This is a genomic window from Bacillus sp. BML-BC051 (assembly GCF_019656175.1).
Taxonomy (GTDB): domain Bacteria; phylum Bacillota; class Bacilli; order Bacillales; family Bacillaceae_G; genus Bacillus_A; species Bacillus_A mobilis.
Map to the genome: position 1 here is coordinate 1 of NZ_BPLI01000088.1, position 23,285 is coordinate 23,285.

At 35.8% G+C, this 23,285-nt stretch carries 23 protein-coding genes; 16 read left to right on the top strand and 7 right to left on the bottom strand.

The window, feature by feature from the left end; genetic code table 11:
• Window positions 1-896 precede the first annotated feature (896 nt).
• Window positions 897-2,060: a site-specific integrase gene (locus K5S59_RS27355; RefSeq protein ID WP_212981972.1), complete on the top strand. Its 1,164-nt coding sequence runs from the start codon at window positions 897-899 to the stop codon at window positions 2,058-2,060.
• On the opposite strand, the gene K5S59_RS27360 is transcribed toward K5S59_RS27355, so the two are convergent.
• Both K5S59_RS27360 and K5S59_RS27365 read right to left on the bottom strand, forming a co-directional pair.
• On the bottom strand, window positions 2,061-3,206 hold the full coding sequence (locus K5S59_RS27360) for a replication initiation protein (RefSeq protein ID WP_212981971.1): 1,146 nt from the start codon (window positions 3,204-3,206) through the stop codon (window positions 2,061-2,063).
• Between the two features lie 830 nt (window positions 3,207-4,036).
• Window positions 4,037-4,225: a hypothetical protein gene (locus K5S59_RS27365; RefSeq protein ID WP_212982051.1), complete on the bottom strand. Its 189-nt coding sequence runs from the start codon at window positions 4,223-4,225 to the stop codon at window positions 4,037-4,039.
• A gap of 742 nt (window positions 4,226-4,967) precedes the next feature.
• On the opposite strand from K5S59_RS27365, the gene K5S59_RS27370 reads away from it, so the two are divergent.
• The 9 genes from K5S59_RS27370 (at window position 4,968) to K5S59_RS27410 (ending at window position 12,616) form a co-directional block, all read left to right on the top strand.
• Complete coding sequence (locus tag K5S59_RS27370) at window positions 4,968-5,132, top strand: hypothetical protein (protein WP_212982050.1); 165 nt, start codon at window positions 4,968-4,970, stop codon at window positions 5,130-5,132.
• Between the two features lie 76 nt (window positions 5,133-5,208).
• Window positions 5,209-5,523, top strand: coding sequence for a pilin (locus K5S59_RS27375; RefSeq protein ID WP_212982049.1), 315 nt, complete (start codon window positions 5,209-5,211; stop codon window positions 5,521-5,523).
• 52 nt (window positions 5,524-5,575) lie between these two features.
• Window positions 5,576-5,983, top strand: a complete 408-nt coding sequence (locus K5S59_RS27380) for a hypothetical protein (protein WP_212982048.1) — start codon at window positions 5,576-5,578, stop codon at window positions 5,981-5,983.
• Complete coding sequence (locus K5S59_RS27385) at window positions 5,883-8,375, top strand: VirB4 family type IV secretion system protein (protein ID WP_212982047.1); 2,493 nt, start codon at window positions 5,883-5,885, stop codon at window positions 8,373-8,375. Before K5S59_RS27380 ends, K5S59_RS27385 begins: the two co-directional genes overlap by 101 nt.
• Window positions 8,375-9,436, top strand: a complete 1,062-nt coding sequence (locus K5S59_RS27390) for a bifunctional lytic transglycosylase/C40 family peptidase (RefSeq protein WP_212982046.1) — start codon at window positions 8,375-8,377, stop codon at window positions 9,434-9,436. Before K5S59_RS27385 ends, K5S59_RS27390 begins: the two co-directional genes overlap by 1 nt.
• 14 nt (window positions 9,437-9,450) lie before the next feature.
• On the top strand, window positions 9,451-9,975 hold the full coding sequence (locus K5S59_RS27395; RefSeq protein WP_212982045.1) for a hypothetical protein: 525 nt from the start codon (window positions 9,451-9,453) through the stop codon (window positions 9,973-9,975).
• 122 nt (window positions 9,976-10,097) lie between these two features.
• Window positions 10,098-10,730 (top strand): MerR family transcriptional regulator, encoded by a 633-nt coding sequence (locus tag K5S59_RS27400; RefSeq protein ID WP_212982044.1) that lies wholly within the window; start codon window positions 10,098-10,100, stop codon window positions 10,728-10,730.
• A gap of 217 nt (window positions 10,731-10,947) precedes the next feature.
• Window positions 10,948-12,039, top strand: a complete 1,092-nt coding sequence (locus K5S59_RS27405) for a ParM/StbA family protein (protein ID WP_212982043.1) — start codon at window positions 10,948-10,950, stop codon at window positions 12,037-12,039.
• A 13-nt stretch (window positions 12,040-12,052) separates the two neighbouring features.
• Window positions 12,053-12,616, top strand: a complete 564-nt coding sequence (locus K5S59_RS27410; RefSeq protein WP_212982042.1) for a hypothetical protein — start codon at window positions 12,053-12,055, stop codon at window positions 12,614-12,616.
• Window positions 12,617-12,636: 20 nt separating this feature from the next.
• Here K5S59_RS27410 and K5S59_RS27415 read toward each other — a convergent pair whose 3' ends face one another.
• Window positions 12,637-13,329, bottom strand: a complete 693-nt coding sequence (locus tag K5S59_RS27415) for a hypothetical protein (RefSeq protein WP_212982041.1) — start codon at window positions 13,327-13,329, stop codon at window positions 12,637-12,639.
• Window positions 13,330-13,699: 370 nt separating this feature from the next.
• Between K5S59_RS27415 and K5S59_RS27420 the strand changes: the two genes are divergently transcribed.
• The 5 genes from K5S59_RS27420 to K5S59_RS27440 are packed head-to-tail and all read left to right on the top strand — an operon-like array spanning window position 13,700 to window position 18,279.
• The gene (locus K5S59_RS27420; RefSeq protein WP_212981939.1) at window positions 13,700-14,170 is read left to right on the top strand and encodes a hypothetical protein; all 471 of its coding nucleotides are present in this window, start codon (window positions 13,700-13,702) and stop codon (window positions 14,168-14,170) included.
• Between the two features lie 47 nt (window positions 14,171-14,217).
• Complete coding sequence (locus tag K5S59_RS27425) at window positions 14,218-14,862, top strand: hypothetical protein (RefSeq protein WP_212981940.1); 645 nt, start codon at window positions 14,218-14,220, stop codon at window positions 14,860-14,862.
• A gap of 16 nt (window positions 14,863-14,878) precedes the next feature.
• Window positions 14,879-16,774, top strand: coding sequence for a VirD4-like conjugal transfer protein, CD1115 family (locus tag K5S59_RS27430; RefSeq protein WP_212981941.1), 1,896 nt, complete (start codon window positions 14,879-14,881; stop codon window positions 16,772-16,774).
• 28 nt (window positions 16,775-16,802) lie between these two features.
• Entirely contained in the window at window positions 16,803-17,642 is an 840-nt protein-coding gene (locus tag K5S59_RS30540) for a conjugal transfer protein TrbL family protein (protein ID WP_236801719.1), read from the top strand.
• A 16-nt stretch (window positions 17,643-17,658) separates the two neighbouring features.
• Complete coding sequence (locus K5S59_RS27440; protein WP_212981943.1) at window positions 17,659-18,279, top strand: hypothetical protein; 621 nt, start codon at window positions 17,659-17,661, stop codon at window positions 18,277-18,279.
• A 524-nt stretch (window positions 18,280-18,803) separates the two neighbouring features.
• Here the strand turns inward: K5S59_RS27440 and K5S59_RS27445 are convergent.
• The gene (locus K5S59_RS27445; RefSeq protein WP_212981944.1) at window positions 18,804-19,223 is read right to left on the bottom strand and encodes a hypothetical protein; all 420 of its coding nucleotides are present in this window, start codon (window positions 19,221-19,223) and stop codon (window positions 18,804-18,806) included.
• A 259-nt stretch (window positions 19,224-19,482) separates the two neighbouring features.
• On the opposite strand from K5S59_RS27445, the gene K5S59_RS27450 reads away from it, so the two are divergent.
• Window positions 19,483-20,481, top strand: coding sequence for a coiled-coil domain-containing protein (locus K5S59_RS27450; RefSeq protein ID WP_212981945.1), 999 nt, complete (start codon window positions 19,483-19,485; stop codon window positions 20,479-20,481).
• Window positions 20,482-21,251: 770 nt separating this feature from the next.
• Here the strand turns inward: K5S59_RS27450 and K5S59_RS30355 are convergent.
• From K5S59_RS30355 to K5S59_RS27465, 3 genes are all read right to left on the bottom strand, one after another.
• The gene (locus K5S59_RS30355) at window positions 21,252-21,542 is read right to left on the bottom strand and encodes a 3'-5' exonuclease (RefSeq protein ID WP_236801717.1); all 291 of its coding nucleotides are present in this window, start codon (window positions 21,540-21,542) and stop codon (window positions 21,252-21,254) included.
• A complete protein-coding gene (locus tag K5S59_RS27460) occupies window positions 21,523-22,320 on the bottom strand; it encodes a hypothetical protein (protein WP_212981946.1) in 798 nt (265 codons plus the stop codon). Before K5S59_RS27460 ends, K5S59_RS30355 begins: the two co-directional genes overlap by 20 nt.
• 282 nt (window positions 22,321-22,602) lie before the next feature.
• A complete protein-coding gene (locus tag K5S59_RS27465) occupies window positions 22,603-23,157 on the bottom strand; it encodes a hypothetical protein (RefSeq protein ID WP_212981947.1) in 555 nt (184 codons plus the stop codon).
• Between the last annotated feature and the right edge of the window lie 128 nt (window positions 23,158-23,285).

The window sequence follows — 23,285 nt, forward strand, 5'->3', positions numbered from 1 at the left end:
ACTATTCGGGGTTCAGTTCAGTGAAACCACTTTCGCTCTTTTTTTCATATTTTTCAAATATAGATTACAATTTACACACAAAAATTTAACCCAAATAACTTTTATAACCCTGTAAAAAGGATAACCCACTGTTAACAAGCAGTCGCGTGCGACAAGCTTAGGAAATCCAATAAAATAATAAGGTGCAGCGGAGGTTCCACCTCCAAAAATGGGGCTCTGTTGTGTCCGAACTTGCATCAATGGTGTTTGAGTTAAAAATTAAAAAATAGGGAGGAGATAAAACAATAAAAAAGCGTGCATTACTAACAAAAAACATAGAAAAGGAGCTGTGAAAAATGGGATAAGAAACAAATAGTAGTAAGAAATTGTAGACCAGGAACATGCACAAGTTGAAGTATGAAACTTTAAGAACAAGTTGACACGAACGCAGCAGTCGTAGTGTCACGCGTGGAAAGAAAAGGATTGTGTGTACTGGAATCACTTCGGATTTTTTGGATTTGTGTCGCTCAATATGAGCATGCCGAAAGGCAATGCAGGGATAGGCACCCTCGTAAAATAATTGTTCAACAGCTAGTTTGCTGGTAACAAACTAGGTCACGCAATGTTGAGATTGCGTGGTGCGTATGAAATGCGTCTGTAACTACATAGAGCAGCCGAGAAGCGAGGGGGCGGCGTAAGTTACTACTATGTGGTGGGCACAATGAAGAAAATACGGATGACGAAGTGCATACGGATTGGTTTTTACTATCGGGTTCCTTCCGGAAGAAGGAAACCGATAGTGGAAATCAGTTAGGTCCTTCGTTTTTGCATTGGCAAAAACGCGCTTTTTTTGCCCTTTTTTTATTTTTTTCGGGTACTATCTCTCTAAATAATTACCGATTGAGGGAGGGATTTGGGTGAAAAATTATGAGAAAAAAATAGTAAAAGTGTTTGAGGTTGGTAGAAAGAAAAGATTAGTGAATGATAAAAATACAACCTATCAAGAAGCTGTTTTAAGGATGGCCCGTTGGATTGAACAAAAACATGGGAGTAAAATGGCCAACCCTAACTTTTGGAAAGCGAAAATCATAGATGAATATTTTGATCATTTGATTAATCGTTATGAGCAAGATGATTTATCTGGTGCAGAACTTCATAAAATGGTTCACGCGGTTGAAAAAGCGCGTGAAATTGTAAAAGATACAGGGTGTTTGGGTAAAGATAAAGGGAAGAACATAGTGATCCGTACTGGTTTGAAAACGGAAAGATTAGATTCTCTGAAAGAACGTGGCGTTGTTCGTTCTAAGAAGGATATTACAGCTAAAAAAGCTACATGGGGAGAAGCAAATAGCGTCAGAGCATCGTTAAAAGACAGTTTAGAAGATGCAAAGCTTAAAGGGGATAAATCACTAGGGGTTATAAATGAATCGGTTGTACAGGCCGCAGCAGAGCTCCAACAATTAACTGGCTCTAGGGTTTCAGCACTGTTTCGTTTAAAGGCTGAAGATGTGGACCTTGAGAAAGGGATTATTACATTTAATAAAGATAAAAATGCTTTTACAAGAAGAATACGTCTTTCTAATACAGCCGTAGAATTTTTGCGACCGTTGGTCGAAAATAAAAAAGGTGGGGCACCCATCTTTGAAATGAAGGATTCAAAAGGCAAATCATTAAGTATTGCTCAATCTGATAAGGTGATGCAAAAGGAAGTGAAATTAGCAGCAGAAAGAGCAGAGCTCTATGAAAAGAAAAGTCGGTTTAATACACATTCTTTTCGTAAGGCATATGCACAAAATGTATATGATCAGTTGAAAGGTAAAAATAAAAGTGAATTAAAACGTTATATCGCGGACCATTTAAGAATTCAGGGTAGTAATAAAGAGAAAATTGTACAAAGGTTACGTAATGAGGCAAAAAGAATCAATAAAAACAATAAATATAAAAATAGTTTTAGCCAAGAGCAACTACGTCGAATGGTAGTGAGTCTTGCTTTAGGTCATAGCCGTGTAGATGTAGTATCAAGAAATTACATCGTAACTGACAAAGAACGTGAAAAAATAAAAAAAGAACAAGCTGATTGATCAGCTTGTTCTTTTGTGTTTTTGTAATACTTCATCTAGTCGTCTACGCTCGTCTTCTTCTATTTGTTTGCGCTCGTCTTCTGACATTTCATTGTCTTTTTCGTTTGCTACGTTTTGAGCTTCTTCTTGCGCCTGTTCTTCTTCTCGTTTTTGTTCATGAAGCCAATCTGGGACCAGTTCTTTTCTTGTTTCAGTTTTGGCTGATGCAACAGTAGACTTTAAGTCTTCAGTTGAAAGGTTGTTTTTAATAGCATATATAGCAAATCCAGTAGGGTTCCTTATACTTTTCTCATGGGTTGCGAAATGTAAGACCTCCATAACTTTATCTATGTTTCTGTTTTGTAACCAGCCGTGAATTACTTCATCTGATACAGATAAATCACAAGACGCTAAATGTTCTCGCACAATTTCTATATCCGGTTTAATTGAAGATAGAGCTTTAAACTCTTGTTGAGTCGGTAGTTTGATTTCTGTTTTTTGAATAATGAAGCGGAGACTAACTACTTTTCTCGCTACTTTCGTTTCTTCAAATTCAAATTTGATATCTGTCTTTTTTTCTAACTCTTTTTTTATAGGGTTTAAAATTCGAGCTTTAAAACTCCCATAATGACTAGCGTAACTGGAATTTTCAACACCTAAAAGTTTGAGGATTTCTTCGAAACTGAAAGTTCTTTCTCCGATTTTTTGATATTGCTTTAGCAATTCGTACATACGGATTGAATACGAATGCTTTAATTTAGCAATGTTAGCTAATCGATAAGACGTAAAATTCTTTTTTAATTCTAAGAAAAATGGTTTCAAATCGCTAGCAAATCGCATGTCGATTATGCCTTTTCTTTTATGGTATGTAACATGGCTTAACCATGGAGTCTGAATGATTTTATCTTCTGATTCGATTTCTAAAGTTTTACCCATTAATCCAGCAGTGATCGTACGTAATTCTTCGTATTTATTTTTGCTAGTAACACCTAGTAATTTTGAAAAATCCGAAATTGATAATGTATAAGTTTTAAATTCTGAATCATCTTTTTGAATCATGCTTGCTAGAGTTAATAAGATCTTTTGCTCAGTTGTTGTTAATTTATATTTTGTTTGGATTAATGTATTAGCTTTTGTTACTAGTCCTGAACTTTTGATAGGTTGCATTCGATTTTCTCCTTTTTCAACCGATTCATTTGATAGTTCCATTATGCAATAAAATTTTATCTGTGACAATATTTAAATAAAAAATATTTTTGTCACAGATAACCCCGAAAATGTTATAGATAACCCCGAAAATGTCACGGATAAAACCCCGAAAATGTCACAGATAACCCCGAAAATGTCACAGATAACCCCGAAAATGTCACGGATAATCTCCACAAACCCTTGGTACATAAGGGTTTATAAGGTCCGAAAATGTTTAAAAGATTTAAAATATATATGTGTTAAAAACACATAAAAAGAAAAATGTGTGTAATCGTTTATAATCTGATTTAAATTTTTAACAATAAAATATGGTATTTAAATATGGAAATAGAAGAGAAATAATGAGGATTTGGAATTAGTTGTAATTTATTATCTGTGACAGTTTCGGGGTTTTTATTAAAAAAATGATTTAGTTGGATATTTTTTAACGATATTAGAGAGTTTCATCCTGTAAATGAGGTTTGAACCTAACTTCATTGGGAATTTATGTATTATTACAGCTTCAAATGCGTAATAATACCCCGAAAATGTCACAGATAGATTTTAATTTGGTGTTTTTATTAAGAATCCTTTTTTGAATTTAAGCGAAAAGTAAGGATGTATCCAATTTGTAATAGTATAAGTACGATTACAAATTAGAAATGTGTAATAATACATCAAAAATGTTAGAGATAAGGGCAAATTAGGGTGTTTTTCAGTTTATTTTACCTAAAAACTGGAAGTTTTTTGCTTGCGCATCCATTTTGTAATAATAAACTTTGTATCAGAAAAGAAAGGCAAAACCCTGGTCAATCCAAGGTTTCGTCTTTTTTATCATTTGTTTTTTTCTTTTGAAATTGCTTAAAAACCCAGATTCCTGAGATTAAAGCTAAAAATGGATGTTGCTGTGCAAGATCCCATGCAACTGGCAGCAGTGCATCAGCATTTTCTAAAAGTAAAGAAGTAAGTAAGGTTGTTAAAAAGTCATTTTTGTTCATAAATAAATTCCTCCGGTGATTTTATATTTTTGTTTCTTTACTCATCTTGAAGATGAGTAATCTACTATTTTCGTAGTTTTTAAAAAGTCCTAATTCGATTTCGAAAAAAAGTAGATTTTTTTGTTTTATGGAAGATTAATAGTTTTATCCCAATGGAAAACTACATCATGAAAGCTCCCAGAATCCGTTTTAAGACCTGTTTAATAGTTTTATAGAGCGATACATCATATAAATGAATTTCTGTACCGTATAAGACGGCTGAGAGGTCAAAATACAAGTGAAAAACAAAAATAAATAGAACTTTCACCCTTATTTGCGCAAGAAATATAGAAAGTGGGTGTTTTTTACGTCGCCAATTACAAGACCAGGTAGTATTTTTTGCGAAAACCATGCAAAAAATCTCCACCTTGCCTCTTGCAATTACCGTTTTTCCATGTTCGTTTAATCGTGCCAACTGACCCCGATCGAAGGAAATAGTAGACCTTATTCGGTCAATTGGGCGCGCAAGTTTAACATGGAAAAATCCACTTCAAAAACGATAAAAACATAGCCACTTCACCCTCTCTCAGAAAATAGTAGGAGGGCGTTAAAATCAAAACCAAAAAATAATTTCAATTACCGTACGATTTGTAGAATAATGTCGAAAGATAACTTGAAATACTTCATAAACCCTCTTGAATTAGGGATTTTTTAAGGTTATAATGGATTAAAAGAGGGTACGAGGGAAAGAGGGTGTAATGAAATGAAGAAAAAGAAGGTTGCAAAAAAAGATGTGAAAAAGTTAAGTGTAGACATTCCAATGTCTTTAAAACGTAACTTAGACATCTTTTGTGCTGAAGAGAACGAACTAATCAAAGATGTTGTTGCGCAAGCAATTCAACAATACATTCAAAAGCGATCAGCTTAATTTTATTGGTTAATTTTTAATCTAATAAAACCTTATAAAATAAATTTAATCCAATAAAACCTAAGGAGCGATAATAATGAAATCAATCAAAATGAATAAGTGGTTCTTAAGAGCAATGGGTGCAGCAATCGTATTTATGCCAACACAGGCGTTTGCTGAATCTGGGGATCCAACTAGTATTGTTACAAACTTAACTAATAAAATCTCTACGTTTTTCATGGTCATCTCGCCGAGTATTGCAACGGTTGCAATTATGGCGCTGGGTGTTATGTACAAAATGACGACGGATGGGCACAAAAAAAGTGAATACAAAGGTCATATGAAATCAACGTTACTCGTAGCTGTTCTTGTAACTTCAGCATCTGGAATCGTCAAGTGGATTTTGAACTAAAACAGTAAAAGCACCGGTTCATACGGTGCTTTTCTACTAAGGAGATAACGAAATGAGAGAAAAAAGAGAGTATATGATTCCGCGAAACGTTCGAAGTGATTTCGAAGTAATGAAAAATGTAACGGTGAAAGATACGTTGTTTCTTTTACCAGCTGTTATTGTCGATGTTCCTTTGATTTTATCGCCAGCATCCATTTATGTAAAAATACCTATTTCAATCATCATGCTACTGTTTCCTGTCTTTGCGATTTGGTTCCGACCAGTGCGAGAGAATGTACCGTTTTGGAAGCATGCGCGGGATGTCTTTAATTTTTTAGCACGACAAAAAACATTCTACTTCAGAAAGGAAGTTGAAACATATGAAATTATTAATGAATCTCAAACAGAAGCAACAAGCAAAGTCAGAAGAGAAGAAAAAATACAAACTGAAGTTATCGGCACAGGATCTCATTCCGCTTAAAGCTGTTGATAGTGATGTGTTCGTTAGTGATGATTTTAGAGTAATTAAAGCTGTTAAGGTGTCATCGTTCAATTTAGAACTGATGAGCAACCTCGAATTAAACGAAACACTAGAAAAATACGAATCATTTCTTCGTACGTTACACTTTCCAATCCAAACAGAGATTATAAGTCAGCCGGTAGATTTAAAAAAATACGTGGAAGAACAAAAAAATTTGCTAAGAATGACTACAAATCTTTATAAAAGAGAACTATTGGAGGGTTATATAGATTATTTACACTCCATTGAGATATCTCAGAGTATGATCCAACGTCAAAGATATGTAGTGTTTGATGAAAAAATCATGGGAGTAACTAAACAGGCTTACAATGATGCTCTTAATAGTATTGATAATAAATTTAAGCATATAAAAAGCGGTTTAGAAGAGATTGGTTTAGAGGTTAATGAAGTAAGTGAAGTAGAAATAGCAAGATACTTCCAGACTATGTATGACTATGTTTCATCTCAATATAGACCGATTGAAAATGTGGTAGAGTTGATGACTTCTAGTTTTACAAAAGAAACAGTTTCTAAATTTAAAAAGAAACCGTGTGAACTTGAAGAGTACCTTGGCAATTGTACGGATATTAAAGATAAAATTTCGCCTAGTTTCATTGAAGAACAACGGGATTATATACAATTTGGTGATAATTTTGTTCGTACATTCTGTGTGATTGATTATCCTAATCAAGCGCAAGGAAATTGGCTAGGTAAACTATATAGATTCGGTGGAAATATCAATATTTCTACACATTTACAGCCGATTGGCTCCGACAAAATGAAATCACATTTAGATAAAAGTATTGGAGAACTAGAAGCGCGATTAGAAGAGCCTTTAAAGCCTAGTAGAAGAAAAGATGTACAGAAGAAGCTAGAGAGTGCTGAAAAGCTGTTAGAAACGCTAATGGACAGTAAAAACAAGACGATTTTTATGGTTCATACATATATTCAACTTCAAGCACGTTCTTTAGAAGAGTTAAATCGACTGACTGAACAATTGCAAGGGATCGTTTGGAAGACTGGTATTACAGCCTATATACCTCGCGATAATATGTTGAAAGGTTTCCGTTCTGTATTACCAATGGTAAAACCAGAGTTAACAGAGTACACATATCAAAATATGCAAGCAGGTGCTGTTAGTAGTTTAATTCCATTTGATGAGAGCGAGCTTTTTGAAAGGAACGGAATGGTATTTGGTCACAATATGCATACAGATAATCTAGTCTTGCTTGATCCGTATGATCGTGAGCGATATTCATCTAGAAATATGTGTGTGTTTGGTTCGACTGGTTCAGGTAAAAGTTTCTTTTTAATCAAACAGTTGTTACGAAACTTCTATTTAGGAAAAAAGAAAAAACGTATATATGCAATTGATCCAGAAAGAGAAATTTCAGAAGTTGTTCAAAAAATTGGTGGCCAAGTGATTCGTATGTCAAATGCGACAAATCATATTCTTAATCCATTTGATGTTTCTGAAGCAATTGAAGCTGAAGGAAATGGTGTTCTATTTACGAAGATTCAAAGATTAAAAATCTTCTTCTCAATGATTAAAAACGATATGACGGTGCTTGAGTTAGCTTTTTTAGAACGTGCAATATTTGAAACATATAAAACGAAAAATATAACGAATGAAACAGATTTCACAAAAATCGGTGTTCATGATGTCCCTATTTTACAAGATTTCTTCAATGTAATAGATGCTCCGACATATGCAAAATTAGCTGATTTTAGAGAAATTATTCGTATGTATGTAGAGGGTTCGAACTCTAAAATGTTCAACGGATATACGAATGTGGACCTTGATAATGAAATTATTGTCTTTGATATCAAGGATTTAGCTCAAGGTGGAGATGCACAAGCGGTTTGTATGTTTAACATTCTATCATTCTTGTGGGATCAAATTACGATGGATAAAGAAATTGAGAAAGAGTTAATTGTAGATGAAGCGCATTTATTAATGCGTAGTCCAGCGTCAGCGTTATTCTTGCTAGATGTGTACAAACGTATCAGAAAATATGAGGGAACGGCCGTAGTTGCGACACAGCAGCCATCAGACTTCTTTATTGTTCTGGATGGTGTGAACTTCGGAAAAGCGATTATTAATAACAGTATGTTTATGCTTGTATTAGGACTTCAAGGAAACGATATAAAAGACTTAAAAGAATACGATATTCTCAGATTATCTGAAGAAGAAGAGCAAATCATACTTAAGAAAAAGCAAGGTCAGGGAATTTTTATCGCTGGAAACCAACGTGTGTATATGAAAGTAGATTTCACACCAGCTGAACTAAAACTGATCAATCCGAAACAGTATGAGAAGTTGTACGGTAAAAAGGTAGGTGCAACAGCGTAATGTATGTACGAGCTGGATTGTTAGTTGCACGTTATTGGAAAGAGGTGTTCATTGCACTTCTTTCTGTTTTTACAGTGATATTTGTAGTGATATTTGCTTTTGTACCTGGTGGTGGTTCCGGAGGAAGTCCTAGTTATCAGGGAGCGAAGCCGAAGGTCTCCGCAGAAGTGCTTCGCTGGGAGCCCGTGGTGACGCAATATGTAAAAGAGACTGGTATGGAAGAGAAATGGATTCCGGTTCTACTAGGAATTATGCAACAAGAAAGCGGAGGAACATTGGCGGACGTTATGCAAAGTAGCGAATCCGCTGGATTGAAACCGGGTGCCCTTAGCGACCCCGTGGCGAGTATACAGCAAGGTGTACGGCATTGGCAGGATGTTTTAAACGTAGCGTCTCAGAATGGCATTACAGACTTGAAAACTATCATTCAAGCCTATAATTTTGGCAGGGGCTGGCTTCCATGGGTGAAAGATAATGGCGGTGTATATTCAAAAGAAACCGCTACGGCTTTCAGTCGAGATAGAATGGCAAAATTCCCTGGACAGTATGTATGCGGTGGAGACAGCAGCAACTTTAGGGCCAAAGAAAATGCTTGCTATGGGGATTTCACTTACGCGGATAAGGTCACGAAAAATCTGGAATCCTTGCAGACAGGCGGTGCCGTAGCGGATCCGAATGTTATGGCAAGCGGTATGTTTAAAACTGTTATGGATGAAGCGATAAAATTCCAAGGGTGGCCATATGTGTGGGCTGGTGCCGATGCTGATACTGGTTTTGATTGTAGCGGGCTCGTAATGTGGTCGTATCGTAAAGCAAATATCAATCTTCCACGGACGGCTCAAGAACAATATAAAGCAACGCAGCGCGTAGAGGAAAAAGATGTGCAACCGGGTGATTTGGTATTCTTTGTTGGAACTTCGGACCATGCCTTTATTTCTCACGTTGGGATTGTTACAGGAAATGGCCAAATGTATAACAGTAATAGCTCAGGAATTAAATATGATGATTTAAATAAAGATTATTGGAAATCTAAAATCTACGGATATGGACGGGTTCAATAAGGAGGAATTTTAGGATGAAAAAGATTTTTATAGGAATGGCTATAACGCTCTGTATTTCGCTCGTAGCGAATGTGTGGCTCTATGCATGGTTAAATGGTTCAGAATCGCATAATGAAGCGCTAGAGCGGGAAAATAAAGGGTTGAAAACAGAGTTGGAAGCGAAGACGAATAACACGGAAAAGAAAGTAACTGGCTTTGCTAAAGAATTTACGGAAGCTATGTTTACATGGGAGAACGGAAAAGGGATTGGCGACATTGATTCTTATGTTACAAAAGAAGCGAAAGCGAAGCTGATGCCTCTTGGTTCTGGTCAAGATAAAAAAGGTAAAGTAAATGTATCTTCTAAGGTGGATAAAGTTGATGTGTATTATAGTCCAGTGAAATCCGATAAAGCTACGATCGTAACACGCGTATATCAGACGATGAACGTGGAAGGCATCGCTAGTGAGAATTCGATTCTTTTAGAATTAGAAATGGTATATAAAGAAGGTTGGTTAATAGATAATGCGAAAATCCTTACTGAAATAAAAGGTTCGTAGAAGCTCGTTAGAGCTTCTTTTTTATTCTCTGAAAGGATTTATGTACAAGTTAATAGAAGAATGCTAGAGTGGAACATAGAAGCACTACACGCCCGCTATCGAGGTTACATGGAGGTGATACAGTGGAGGAAGATGTGGTTGTAAATATACAGTTTTTAAAAACGTCCGAAGTCGCTGAAGGTACAAAGTTAGCAGTAAGTACGGTAAATAAGTATAGTAGAGAATTAGAAGACAATGGCTACGAATTCAGCAAAGATGGAAATACACGTTTATATACAGGTGAAGATGTACGGGTGTTAAGAGCAATTAAAAGTGTTCGTGAGGAAACTAATGTATCTCTATCTGTCGCTGTTGCTATGGTGATGGAGAAAATAGAGCATGATAGAAGCATAGCTAAAACAGAGATAGAACATACTCAGCATAGTGTAGCGGCTACAAGTGCTGATATAACAACAAACGATAACGCACAAACACAGCTCGTAGCGGAGCTGATGCGTAGCATAGTTAGAGAAGAAGTGCAAAATGCTGTAAGGGACGAAGTTCAAAAGTCTATGAATGAATTGACACGTCTTTTTGAAAATACAGTTGAAGAATTGAAGGCTGGGCAATCAGAAGAAACTAAACAGATACTTGAAAAAGTATTGGATCAGGTGAATGAAGGTCAGCAAAAAATGATAGAGAGTACAGAGGAACTAGGCACTAGATTAGAACGTGAGAAGTCAGTGAAAAAGAAATGGTATAAACCATGGGCTTGATTTAAAAACCAGAGAATTGGGTTCTCTGGTTTTTTTTTATTTGCCTATTTCAGTTGAAACCTTGATATAACAACGATAAAGGCATGTTGTAATACAAAAATAGTACAAAAGTAATACTTTTTAGAGAAACCACTAGACATTGTAATACAAATGTAGTATATTTGTATTACAAACAACGACAATCGTTGATGAATAAAGGATTACGGGGGAATGTAAAATGAATAAAGTGGTTGCAATTTCATTGGATTTAGGCAATGCAAAGGTAAAGGGTCTTGTGGAAGGTAAGGAAAAAGTTATGGTATTGGACAACTTCATCGCTGATGCTGAGGAATTCGTTGGCGATAACGAAATTTGGGTTGAATATGCAAACGAATTAAACGTTTACGAGTCTCAAAAACATGAAACTGAACAGTATGTTTGGGGACCTGGTATTAAACGAGCTACAATGCCAATCTCTACTTACAACAAAAACGATCGTTACAACTACAAAGCATATCGTCTATTAGCTGAATTTGCTCTTGCTGAAATGGTTCATGATGTAGTAGAGGAAGGTCAAATTGTTGATTTAGTATTAACGGTAGGTGTGCCAGCTGAAGAAAAACAGATTCCTAAACACGAAGCTGATTTAAGAAGTACATTTGTGGGATTACATACTGTAAAACGAAATAACAAAACTGTTGTATTTAGAGTGTTGGAAGATACTTTCACGATTATGAGTCAGCCAACAGCGACGCCAACTTCGATGTATTATAGTTCGGATCTAACGAAAGTAGAGCGACCGGATTTAAGATTAAATTCAAATGATGAGCCAGCTCGAATTGGGATTGTAGACATCGGTGGAGGCACTACTGATTTAGATGTTTTACTAGGGATGAAACCGGTTCTTGCAAATCGAAAAACAGTTGCAATGGCAATGAATGAGGTACATGATAATATTGGGAAAGCTATCAATCGTGATATGCCAGAAATTCGTGCTACGGCTGAAAAGGTTGAACGTGAAATTATTAAGAATAAAAATCGTTATTTCGTTTCGAATTCCCAAGGTACAATTGATATTAGTGGATATCAAGACAATGAATACGCTAAATACATGAAAGTAATCGTTGGTGCTATTAATAAGGTTTGGGATAATATCGCCACGTTCGATGGAATTTTGATTACTGGTGGCGGAGCTGTTGAAGTATTTGATCTGTTTAAAGAGTGGAATGTAATTTGTGAGTTAGTTCCTGATGCGCAAGTGGCAAACGTTAAAGGATACCAGATCATGTCGATGAACAAGAAACGTAAGTTATTAGCAATGCAGGCATAGGAGGTTAATGAAATTGGCTGAGAAGAAAGTAAAAGAATTGTTTCAATTTCGTGCAAGTTCAGCGGACTTTGAGTCCGCTGAAGAGCACAATGCTTTTTTGGAATTTGTAAAAAGGTTAACAATAATGAGGAAAACATCGGATTTCTTTAGAAATGCGGTGTTAGATGCATTTCGATTGGAACAAAAGGAAAAAGAAGAGCAAGAAATGTATGGGGAATTACAGCAGTATATAAAAGAAAACGGTATAGAAAAAACATTGAAGAATGCGGAAAATGGAGAGTTCTTTACTTCGATTGCTAAAGTTACAGAAGAAGAAAAAGTGTCATATCAATATTTATTGCAAACTGTAAAGAAAATGGGTGTAGATGTTGCTATTAGCCGTTTAGATGATAATAAACCAGTGGAAGTTAGTCATCCGGTAGAAGTTAAAGTGGATATGAATGAGATTGTGCAAAATGTATTAGATGCTTTGAAGAAACAAGGTGTTGATATAAAAGAAGATCAGCAAGAAGAAGTTAAACAAAGCTTTAAAGCAACGACAAAATCAGATTTGGACTTATTAGATGATATGGGATAAGAAAAACAGACATAATTAATTTATGTCTGTTTTTTTGTGTTGTCCCAGAAGGCTTTAACGCAAGAATCAACGTAAACATACTCTGGTATTTCTCGTTTTACTGATTCTTGTTGTATATGGGCGATAAGGCTTATAGGTAATGTTGTTGATGTCCCGATATATTCATTGAAATCACGATGTGAGATGGAAGACGGGCCCTGTAAGATGCCTAAAGCGACTGGGATTTTCAGTTGTACATATTCTGTTGTGCTATATTCTTGAATGGCATCATAGTAAGACTGATGCATATAGATTTTGTACTGAGTTTGGCTTTCTGGATGTATTACAGGTTTGAGCCAAGGTGAATTCGAATCCATGCTTTCTATATAGTCAGAAACGAGCAATCCGAATAAAACGTTCTTTTTTATGTCGTAGTCTATCGCGTCTAATGTTAATTGATTGCTGATAGTCTCTGTTAATGACAAAACAAAATGCTTTTTTAATAAAGTAATTGTTTGCTGTAAATCTAAAACTTCATCTCTAGATTTCATGTTTTTTCGTACACAAGAAATAGCATATGCAACGATCTGTGAACGGGTTGCTCCTGTATTGGCAGCCATGATTTCAATTAAATCATGGGCGTTTTGTGAAAGACGGATGGAGAACTTCTTAATTTTCCCACGACTTTTTTTTCCGTGCCTGTTGTTTTCCGATGCATTTTCCACACGGTTCATTCAAATTCCTACCTTCTGTTTTATGGTTATCAATACTAGCGAAACATAAAAATTACCCCATGTAAAGAGAACCTACTGAAAAAACACATAAGAAGAAAGAAGAAAATAAAGAGAAAAAAACCACATAAAAAGAACGATCCAAAACAAAACGGCTTCACATCCAACTACGAAGTGTTGGAGTGGCGGAGATAATAAGGGTGGCACCCTTATGTAAATCCTTGCTACGCAAGGAGTGAGAGTATTCCATATGGGGTTGAATTGACCGACAAAGTGTGGTATATTATGGGTATAGAGAGATTGCCGTCAGGCATTTTTTTTAAATTAGATATTTTAATCCAATAAAACCTTGAGAGAGGAGTTATATAAAAATATGGCTGTAAAAGAGAAAAAGTCTTATCGGCTGGATTCTCAGCTGGTTTCGGAATTTCAAAAAGTTTGTAAGCGAAAAGGAATTTCGTTCTCAGCAGGAGTTGAAAGTATGATGAAAGAATTTATAGCGAAATCTGAAAGTGGTGTACATGATGAGGTTTATGCACCGATGGTACAACAAGCAGTGAAAAAAGCGGTAGAGGATCAAATCGACCGATTGGCTGGTATGATCTACAACGTTCAAGTTGATACAAATGCTGTATTGCAAAGTGTGCCAATACTATATCAGAAAAATATGTTTGCGATGGAATACACCGTAAATAAGTTTCTAAATGAGGAACTTTTATCTCCGCACCGAGACTATTCTTCAAAACGTTTTGAGGTAGAAGCTCATGGCAAAAAGATGATAGATGATTTTAGAAAACGTTCATTAACGGATTTGAAAGTCCGTAAGCGTGTAAAGTTAGGATAAATATTACTACGGTAATTTTAATCCAATAAAACCTTAGGGGTGGTTACATGGGGTTTGTTTCACATTCTTACTCGAAATCTACGGCTGATATTACGAAACATGTAAAGTACATCAGTAATCGTGAGAGATATGGAGAAGGAGAGGAACGTGGTTTGTTCTCAGAGCACGATGATCGTGCCAGTAGAACAGAGTTTTTAAAAAAGGTGGATAATCCAATCAATCACCATTCGCAAGCAGTTAAAGCACATAAATTGCTTTTCTCTATGTCTGGTGACGAGTGGGAGAGAAGTCAATTTAGTCCTGGAGACTATCAACGGGTAATCCGAAATGTAATGAAAGAGTGGGAAATCCAAAAAGGTATCCGTGTAGATTGGATAGCAGCTGAACATCGAACAGAGGGACATCCTCACGTTCATGTAGTTGTTGCTGGATTCTATAAGGACCGAGATGGGATAGAACACCGTTTGAAAATAACAAATGAAGATAGGAAGTTCTTAAAACAAGAATTCGACTGTGCAAAAACAAGAATTCGGGGTTTTGAGCTTCCAACAAGAGAAGAGAGGATGCAAGAACGAAATTTCTATCCGAAGTTCAATCTAGAAAGAGATATTACAGATGCTTTCTTCCGTGAGGTGGAGCGTCGTATGTACGAAGAAGAAATGGAGCGAGAACAGGTTACTCGTTCTCGCTAAAAAAGGGGAGAAACAAGTGGGTAAAGCGGATATATCTAAAGCGGTTTTGAAGAATGTACCATTTGTTGCTGGATTAGATTATGCGAGTTCGTTGGTAGTTAATACTCTACCGATGGTTCCTTCAATATTGAAAGATGGGAATCAATTTGAGCCATTTAAGGCACAAATGTTGTCGTATCTCACTGATCCGGCGCTAAACATCACGCATGCTCTTCAAAATGATATATATGCAACTGGACAATATGGTTTTTTGGGGTTTGCTACTTATCTGGTGTTAAAAGAACTTTGGGACCATAAAAAACAAAGTTTTAAACATGCCGATAAATATGGTTCGCACGGAACAGCAAGATGGTTGGAAAAGGGAGAGTTATTTCGTGATAAAGCTATTTCTTCCAGGCTAGAATCTACGAGTCACTATATCGGAAAGATGGGGAGAAAGCACGTATTACAAACCCATAAAGATGAAGGTAATGGAATGACGCTCCTATGCGGTGGGCCTGGTTCTGGTAAAACGACCGCGTATATCATAAACAACTTACTTCTATCTGTGATGGAAGGTAAAAAGAAGAAGGATAAAGCTGAAAAGTCTAGTTTTGTAGTGGCGGACCCCAAGGGTGAGATTCATAACGCAACTTCAGAAACATTGAAGGCAGCGGGCTATAAGATTCGTGTTCTAAACTTTAGAGATTTAGCAAATACAGACTTTTATAATCCGTTTGACTATATTTTCGAAGACTCGGATTGCCTTGAAATTGCGCAAATATATATTCAAAACACATTAGAAGGACAGAAGAAAAAAGATTTTTGGGATAAGTCAGAGGCGAGTTTATTAGCCGCATTAATGCTATATGTCCGTTACTGTGTACCGAAAGGGGAACAACATTTCGGCTCGGTATTTCAACTTTTAATGATGAAATATGAAGAAATTGAAGCGATGTTTATGGAAATGCCGGAAAATCACATTGTCCATAGGGCGTATAAACAGGCGATAGATAAACTGGAAGATAAAGTACGTTCGAATGTATTCCAAAGCTTGAACGTAACCATGTCGCTCTTCTTATATGAAAATGTAGTGCGTTTCACTAGCAAATCTACATTTGATCTTAAGAGCATCGGTGAGGAGTTAACAGCGGTATTTTTGGTTCTTCCAGTTGTGAAGAACACATATACCCCGCTGATTTCAACGTTCTTTACGCAAATGTTTAATGTTTTGTATGACCTAGCCTTTGAGTCACCGACAACCAAGATGCCTTTAAAAGTGAAGGTCCTTGCTGATGAATTCTGTAATTTAGGCAAACTACATCCGGACTACGTAAGGATTCTTTCGACAGCGCGTGGACTTGGATTCTCGATTAGTATGGCAATACAGGATTTAGCTCAGTTGGTGGATCGTTGGGGGAAAGACAAAGCAAAAGAGATTCGTAGTAACTGTGATGTAACAATTTTACTGGGTACTACGGATTTAGAAACGGCAGAATTTTTCAGCAAACGATTAGGGTATACGACTATCCTTGTTCAATCGCATAGTGAGCATAATGGCGGAGAATCGCAAGGGCAAAGTGAACAGGCAACGCGAAGGGCACTGATGACACCAGATGAGATTCTCACAATGGACAAACATAAAGAGATTGTATTTATCAAAGGGAAAAGTCCTCTGTTCTTAACAAAAGGCTATTGGTACAAAAATAAGGCGTTTAAAAAGATACTAGAGCAACATGGTTCTAGTGATGTGAATCGATACGAAGTGGAAGAGTTAGAGGATTATGAATATACGGTATTCCAACCGATTGTTGTAAAACCAGAAATAAAAAAGGTTGTTCTAAAGAAAGAAAAACCTAAGGAATTACGTAAAGAAACACCAGAAGAAACAGCGGTAGAAATGACAGAAGAAGAACTCTTATTCAAAATCTAATAAAACTTAATTAAGGGGATGGTTTGTTTTGTTTAAAAATCCAATTGAATATTTAAAGGAACTTATTGGGGGGCTCGTTAATGACTTCGCAAATGCTTGTTTCGATCTTTTGAAAATATTTCTGTTTAATGAAACGGATTTTTCAAAATATCCATACGTGCATGAGTTATACAACATTGTATTCGTCATCTCGATCTCTTTAGGAGTAGTATTTTTCTCCTACAATTTGTTGAAAATCCTAATTGGAAACCTAGGGGGATACAATCAGCGCTCTGTTCAAGAAGTGGTTGTTAAAACAGTTTTGGCAGGATTCTTTTCTATGACGGCTCCATTTATTATGACATCGGTGTTGATTCCAATTAATAATGCGATTGTGAAGATGTTCTTGGCAAAAGGGTTAGGGACAGATACATTTGCTAAGTTTGCAGTGCTTCCAACAACGGCAGCAACGTCATTATTTGTTTGTGCTTTTGTTATGGTAATCCTATTTATTATTTTGACGGTTCAATCGCTTATCAGAATTGCAGAATTACTAATCCAACTGGCTATTTCTCCGTTAGTAGCATGGTCGATGATTAATGAAGATATGAATTTATTCAATATCTGGTGGAGAGAGGTGATTTCTACCATTTTTACTCAAAGTTTCCACGTTACAGTGTTGTGGTTGGCCTTTAATCAGATAGGAGATGCAAATAGTGTAGGTGAATTTGTAGTCGGTTGGGTAGCGCTTGGTTTCACTCTCTTTGTTCCAAAGATGCTACGTAAATACCTATACAGTACAGGTGCTGGACGTTCAGCGGTCAATGTTGCTGGTGGTGCAGGTAAAATGATGATTTACAAATTGGCAGCTCGCAAGCTAGTAGCGTAAAAGGGAGAGGTAATCAATGGAGAAAAAGAGGTTCGTTTTTCTATTAATAGCAATGTTCTTAGGTGCTCAACTTCTGATTTTTGGTTGTTATTTAGCTTTAAAAAAAGATTCAAATGAAACGGGTATAAAAGTATCTGATACTAGCAAAGAGTTTGAAAGTGGTATAACGCAAAGAGATGTAGATCAAGTAGAAAAACAAACAACGGAGTGGTTAGAGATGTTTAAGGTGGGGACGGTGCTAAAAGAAGAGAACTTAGTTGAATTGAATCATCGGTATATGAACAAAGTGTTTGTTGAAAATGAGTATCCTAATAAGCAAGTTCAACAACAATGGTTAGGATACTCGGGGATGGGTCAATTTTTCGATAAAGAGCTTGTACAAGGAAATGGTATGAGTATTGTGATAAACGCTGTTCACGGCAAAATTGAGGCGTTTGAGATAGAGAACACTGATAAAGATAATGTGAACGAAACAATTACTACGTATGCAAAAGTGAAATTAAAGAATTCACAGACAGTTGAAAAGCATTGGATTGAATGGAATAAGCAACCTAATGAAAATTGGAAAGTGGGTAGTGTCAGCTTCAATGGTGGGATTGAGATGTTGGAACGACCATTATCACCGAAAAGGGGGTGAGAAGATGTTTAGTTTTCTTATGATGATGCTGTTCACAAAACAGGAAGTGCAAAAAGAAAAAAAGAGGAAATAAATGAAAAAGAAGCCGTTATCGTATTACGGCTTCTTTTTTTGATATTGATGCTCTAGATATAATTCTCTTATTAATAAGAATACAGGTGGTCCAAGAACAAAGAGTGTTTTAAGCGCAAATTCAAATATCGTAGTTATCACCTCTTTTTCTATGTGATTGCACTATACGATAGAAAAAGAGGAAAACAAGCTATTTATGAAGAAAAAAGAGTCACTATGAAGTGACTCTTTTTTGTTTTGCTTATTAGATGTGGTCGTTGAAGTATTCTAAAGAAACTTGTAGCTGTTTATTTAAAATTTTTTTCCATAAATGACCTTTGATTTCTCCAGTGCCCATACTGACCTTCGTGTATTTAATTTCCCCGTTTGGCATAACTTTTCGATAAAAGTAATGATCGGTTTTTTTATAGCATTCCCAATCATCATTGTCACAAAATCTTTTCAATTCTTTGTTAGTCGGCATGAATTAAGTTGATAACTCCATCTAAATCTTCTTGTAATAAGACGTTCATAATAAACGGAAAATGGTCTTGTCTGTTGGGGGCGTTAAAGTATAATTGGATGTTATCAAAGTATTCTTTTGCGTATTCAATCAGGTCAACGGCTAACTCTCGAATAGCCTGTTCTTTTGTTTCAGCGTTAACAAATAGGTCGAAACCTTCTAGTCCGGCTGTAACTGTATCATCTTCTTCAAATTCGTACTCAAAATTGAATGTATATTTGGATAAAATGACTTTTGTTTGATTCATATTGATTGATAAGAATGGATCTCGATTGTTCCTAGAAATGAACTGTGGCTTGTTATGGGCGATATCGTCAATAAGTTCGCTCCAGTTCTTGCGAGCTTCTGTTGAGTTGAGAACGGCTTGCATAATCATCTCCCCTTTCACCTCCAGTATACACAGAATGTACAAAACGTACAATGTGTACATTCTGTACTTCTAGATTATTTTATTCAATTCCTTCTCAAAGTAAACCTGATAACGAAAAAATATATTTTTAAGGGATATATATAATAGAAAACTAGTTAACATCTTGTAAACAAAGGGCTTAATTTGTTTACTATATGAAATTTAGTAAACAAATGTTATATTTGTGCTATTACATAAGGTAGAAAGCGAGTGATGATGGATGTCGGTTAAAAGAGATGTAAGCAAATCGTTTAAAATGACGAGTGAAATGAAAGAGCGAGTGAATAAGTGGGTTGAAAATCAGTGTGAACTCTTAGGTCTGAAACAAGAAGAGTTTATTGAAAGTCATTTCTTAGACGTATTTGCAAAAGAGCTTGAAGAAAGTGATACGGTAAGTGCGGATATTAAGCGTCACTTCGCTTCAGACATGTCTAAGCTAACCGATGCTCTTAGTAGTATTCGTTTTATATTCCTATCGCAGATGGAAGCGATAGCGGTAGAGAAGAACAATTGGGAACAACAAATGAATGTCTTGCAGCAACAAAAAACACAAGAAATCAATGGATTAAAAGATATCATTAAAGTGCGTGAAGAAGAGTTGGAAAACGTTCAACGCGAGAAAGCGACTCTTCTAGAAGATATTGATGCAAAACAAGAGTTAATCAATCAGTTTGAAGAAGTGAAAGTGCTTAAGGATAAAGAAATAAACACCTTAACTAATCGAATTGAAGAAGTAAAAGAACTGAAAGATAGAGAAATAGCTTCGTTAACGAAGCAATTAGAAGAAAGTAAAGATACATATCGTGATGACACTTCTAAATTAAATCAACAAATTGTGAATTTATCAGAAGAACTAACTGAATTGAAGCCGACACTAAAAGAGAACGTGACTTTAAAAGAAAACAACATAAAACTTCAGTCAACAAATGAATCTTTAGAAAACAAAATGAAAGAACAACAGAAAAAACACGAATATGAATTACAGCAATTAAAAGAAACTCACCAAACGCAAGTTGATCGTATGAAAACCGAATGTAGCAATCGAGTTGAAAAAGAAGTTTTGGCGAAAGAAAAAGAGTCATTACAAGAAACGAAAGAACTGTATGCAACGATTGAAAAGATTAGGGCAGAAAGAGACCAGATGCGCGCAGATTTTGACGCTGAAATGAAAGCATTGATAAAGAAACATGAATTAGAAATCAAAAAATATTCTAAATGATTTTAGGGCGTTCGATGTTGTCTCGTTGACCTATTTATAACGAAAGTGTATAGTGTAACGACGGGCAACTAAGCCACCTGGGTGGTAGCTCTCGGGTTCTCCACGTCGGAGACTCTAAATATGAGACGACCTTTATAGCTACAATGAAAAAAAGCTCTGATTTTGCAATCAGAGCTTTTTTTTCACACTTTATGGCTGTGAACGACCACTTTTATAGCTCGCATTGTATGGCAGCGAAACGCCCGCTTTTATAGTTCGCGCTTATGGTGGTGAAACACCCATCGTCGATAATTTAATTGTATTTGTAGATGGCTCTGGAGTGTATTCCAGAACTGAATGGATCGTAGTACCTTTAAATTTCCCTACGCGGAACGCACAAGTCTACTCTCTTGCACCAAGGAGTTGTCTCGAATCCTCAACTCTAGTGTATACAATTTGTTGATGCGATACAACCATGTTGTTGTTTTTTTGCTAGAATCATTTCGCAATCTTGGTAGTTATTTTATTTGTTGCATTAATAACAACAGTGCGTAACATCTGTCTAGTGACCTATGAGGCATTCTGTGTTCTATTGCATCTTCTAGCGAATACCAACGCTCAGAATCCATGTATGTAGCGTATAATTCCATCATGCATCGTGATTTGAAGTTGGGGGCTTCTATGTTGTGAGCAAGACATGTTTGTCGTAACATAGATAAATCGAATTCATCATTATAGATTAACAATGTTTTATTGTCCGTAATGTCACATAATTGTTTATACACATCACTTCAGAGCTGACCTTTTTCAACCATTTTGTTAGTAATGCCATGTATCATAGTTGCATCATCAGAAATCGGAACAGTCGGTTTTACAAGTGTGTTTAAGAGCGTTTTGCCGTCTAAATCTGTTACAGCAATTTCAACGATTTCATCAGTTTCACCTAACCCAGTTGTTTGGGTATCTAAAACGAGAAAATTGCTTTTGTTGTTGAAAATGTAGTTAATTTTGTTCTTGCAACATTCTCTCTGTTCCTCAATCCGTTGGATTTCAGCTAAGTTTTTAATGCAAGTCGAACACAATCCATTTTCTAATTTGTTTTTGTGTTGTACGGTGTGCTCGCAGCGAGTACATGTACGTTGCTGAATTGTGGGAAGAGGCCAAGGTGATAGATTGGGAACAATAGCAGCTTAAATATAAAAAGCGTAGCCTAAAGGCTACGCTTTTTATACCGTGCGGATATTTTTTTCCCGACTGATTTCTTTTTCTAAACAAATAAGCCACATTTATCTTTTCGTATTCCTCACCAAGTGCTTGATTTATTTTTTTCTCAACTTGTTCGATATTATTGACTAAGTCAGTTCCAGCGAACACTAAATAACGCATATCCTCTTTCGCTAAAATCCCACGCTTCCATTCATCTCTTAATCTAGCATCCTCTGTGTCGTGAGTATCCTTCCCGTGAATATCAATTACCAATGGTACGTTGCTATTAATATCTCTTATAACTACATCTAGTTCTACTTTATAAATTTGCTCATTAGGAAAAGCAAAGAGATGTGGTAGTCGGTGTCGAACTAGGTAGACAGCCAAAACCTCTGGTGGGGAGGCTGTACGAACCCAATCGAAAATGCCGAGTTCTAAACCTAAGAGTTTAGATGCAAATCTCATATTAAGGTATCCTATTTTATTGTATTTAAATTTTTTGCCATATTTCTCCTTCTTTGCATCGTACTCCAGTGAGAACAATTGGAAATCTTCCAAGTGCTCGGGGTACAAGTCGATGTATTCTACGATAATTGTTGCGTTTGTAGAACAGGTCCAGTATAACTTCTTGATTTCTTGGTTTGATAATTTCATATTATTTTCTCCTTTGTTATCAACTTTCCCCATTTTTCCGATATTAAGTTATTATTCAGCCTCTCTATGTTTCTGAAAAAATATCGTCCTCTCTTAGCCAACCTCTTTTGTTCCTTATGTTAGTTACTGTATGTAGGGTGGAAACTTTTATGAGTAATTCTTAGAAAATAATTCAAAAAAAGTTTCAGAGTTCTAATGAATTTAAAATTTAACATTGAAATACATAAAAAACACGGAGCTATTGCAACTCCGTGTTTTTTATGTAACCATTATTTTTTATATTTATGATTCATTCTTCTTTAAGTGACTTGCTAGAATCATAAATAATTTAGTTGTGCCGCCACTAGTATTTTTAAATCTGGTATTCATTAATGGGAGTCCGCTAAATGAAACGTTGTCGTTTTCTAGCAAATCTGATTTACCCATATATAAAACATCGTAATTTTGATTTGTTTCAGGGTTCATTAAATGAATAACTGTGAAAGTTTGATCTAAATTTCCATCTTTTACTTCTTGAATTCCAATGATAGTCCCAAAATCTTTATACATGGTTCCTGAATACTGATCAATATCTTTACTTAAATGTCGATAATCAATAGTCGGGTCCACTAATCTATTAGATTTTTCTTCATCGTGAGTTTTAAACAAATCAAGGTTTTTTTCTATGAATTGTAAAGATTCTTTAGTAATAGGGTCTCCTTTGTCATCCTCCACATCTTTATTCTGTGCATCGATGTATGATGCAAAGTCTCCTATCAATTCTGGCTCGGTTTTTGTAGCATCGCAACCTACTAGTAAGATTATGCTAACGATAATAATGCAAATTGTTTTTTTCAAGAATATATCCTCCTGGTGCTCATATTAAAACATATATTTATTATATAAGATAAAATAAAGGGCTTAAATATTTATCTTACATTTTTTTATATACCAGTGTATTTTAACTTCTCCACTTTTATAATATA

Coding starts and splice junctions, on each gene's coding strand:
- K5S59_RS27460 (WP_212981946.1), bottom strand. CDS start 22,320: ATGAAATTATCAAACCAAGAAATCAAGAAGTTATACTGGACCTGTTCT.
- K5S59_RS27450 (WP_212981945.1), top strand. CDS start 19,483: ATGTCGGTTAAAAGAGATGTAAGCAAATCGTTTAAAATGACGAGTGAA.
- K5S59_RS27365 (WP_212982051.1), bottom strand. CDS start 4,225: ATGAACAAAAATGACTTTTTAACAACCTTACTTACTTCTTTACTTTTA.
- K5S59_RS27370 (WP_212982050.1), top strand. CDS start 4,968: ATGAAGAAAAAGAAGGTTGCAAAAAAAGATGTGAAAAAGTTAAGTGTA.
- K5S59_RS27375 (WP_212982049.1), top strand. CDS start 5,209: ATGAAATCAATCAAAATGAATAAGTGGTTCTTAAGAGCAATGGGTGCA.
- K5S59_RS27380 (WP_212982048.1), top strand. CDS start 5,576: ATGAGAGAAAAAAGAGAGTATATGATTCCGCGAAACGTTCGAAGTGAT.
- K5S59_RS27445 (WP_212981944.1), bottom strand. CDS start 19,223: ATGCAAGCCGTTCTCAACTCAACAGAAGCTCGCAAGAACTGGAGCGAA.
- K5S59_RS27405 (WP_212982043.1), top strand. CDS start 10,948: ATGAATAAAGTGGTTGCAATTTCATTGGATTTAGGCAATGCAAAGGTA.
- K5S59_RS27390 (WP_212982046.1), top strand. CDS start 8,375: ATGTATGTACGAGCTGGATTGTTAGTTGCACGTTATTGGAAAGAGGTG.
- K5S59_RS27415 (WP_212982041.1), bottom strand. CDS start 13,329: ATGAACCGTGTGGAAAATGCATCGGAAAACAACAGGCACGGAAAAAAA.
- K5S59_RS27425 (WP_212981940.1), top strand. CDS start 14,218: ATGGGGTTTGTTTCACATTCTTACTCGAAATCTACGGCTGATATTACG.
- K5S59_RS27360 (WP_212981971.1), bottom strand. CDS start 3,206: ATGCAACCTATCAAAAGTTCAGGACTAGTAACAAAAGCTAATACATTA.
- K5S59_RS27420 (WP_212981939.1), top strand. CDS start 13,700: ATGGCTGTAAAAGAGAAAAAGTCTTATCGGCTGGATTCTCAGCTGGTT.
- K5S59_RS27385 (WP_212982047.1), top strand. CDS start 5,883: ATGAAATTATTAATGAATCTCAAACAGAAGCAACAAGCAAAGTCAGAA.
- K5S59_RS27440 (WP_212981943.1), top strand. CDS start 17,659: ATGGAGAAAAAGAGGTTCGTTTTTCTATTAATAGCAATGTTCTTAGGT.
- K5S59_RS27395 (WP_212982045.1), top strand. CDS start 9,451: ATGAAAAAGATTTTTATAGGAATGGCTATAACGCTCTGTATTTCGCTC.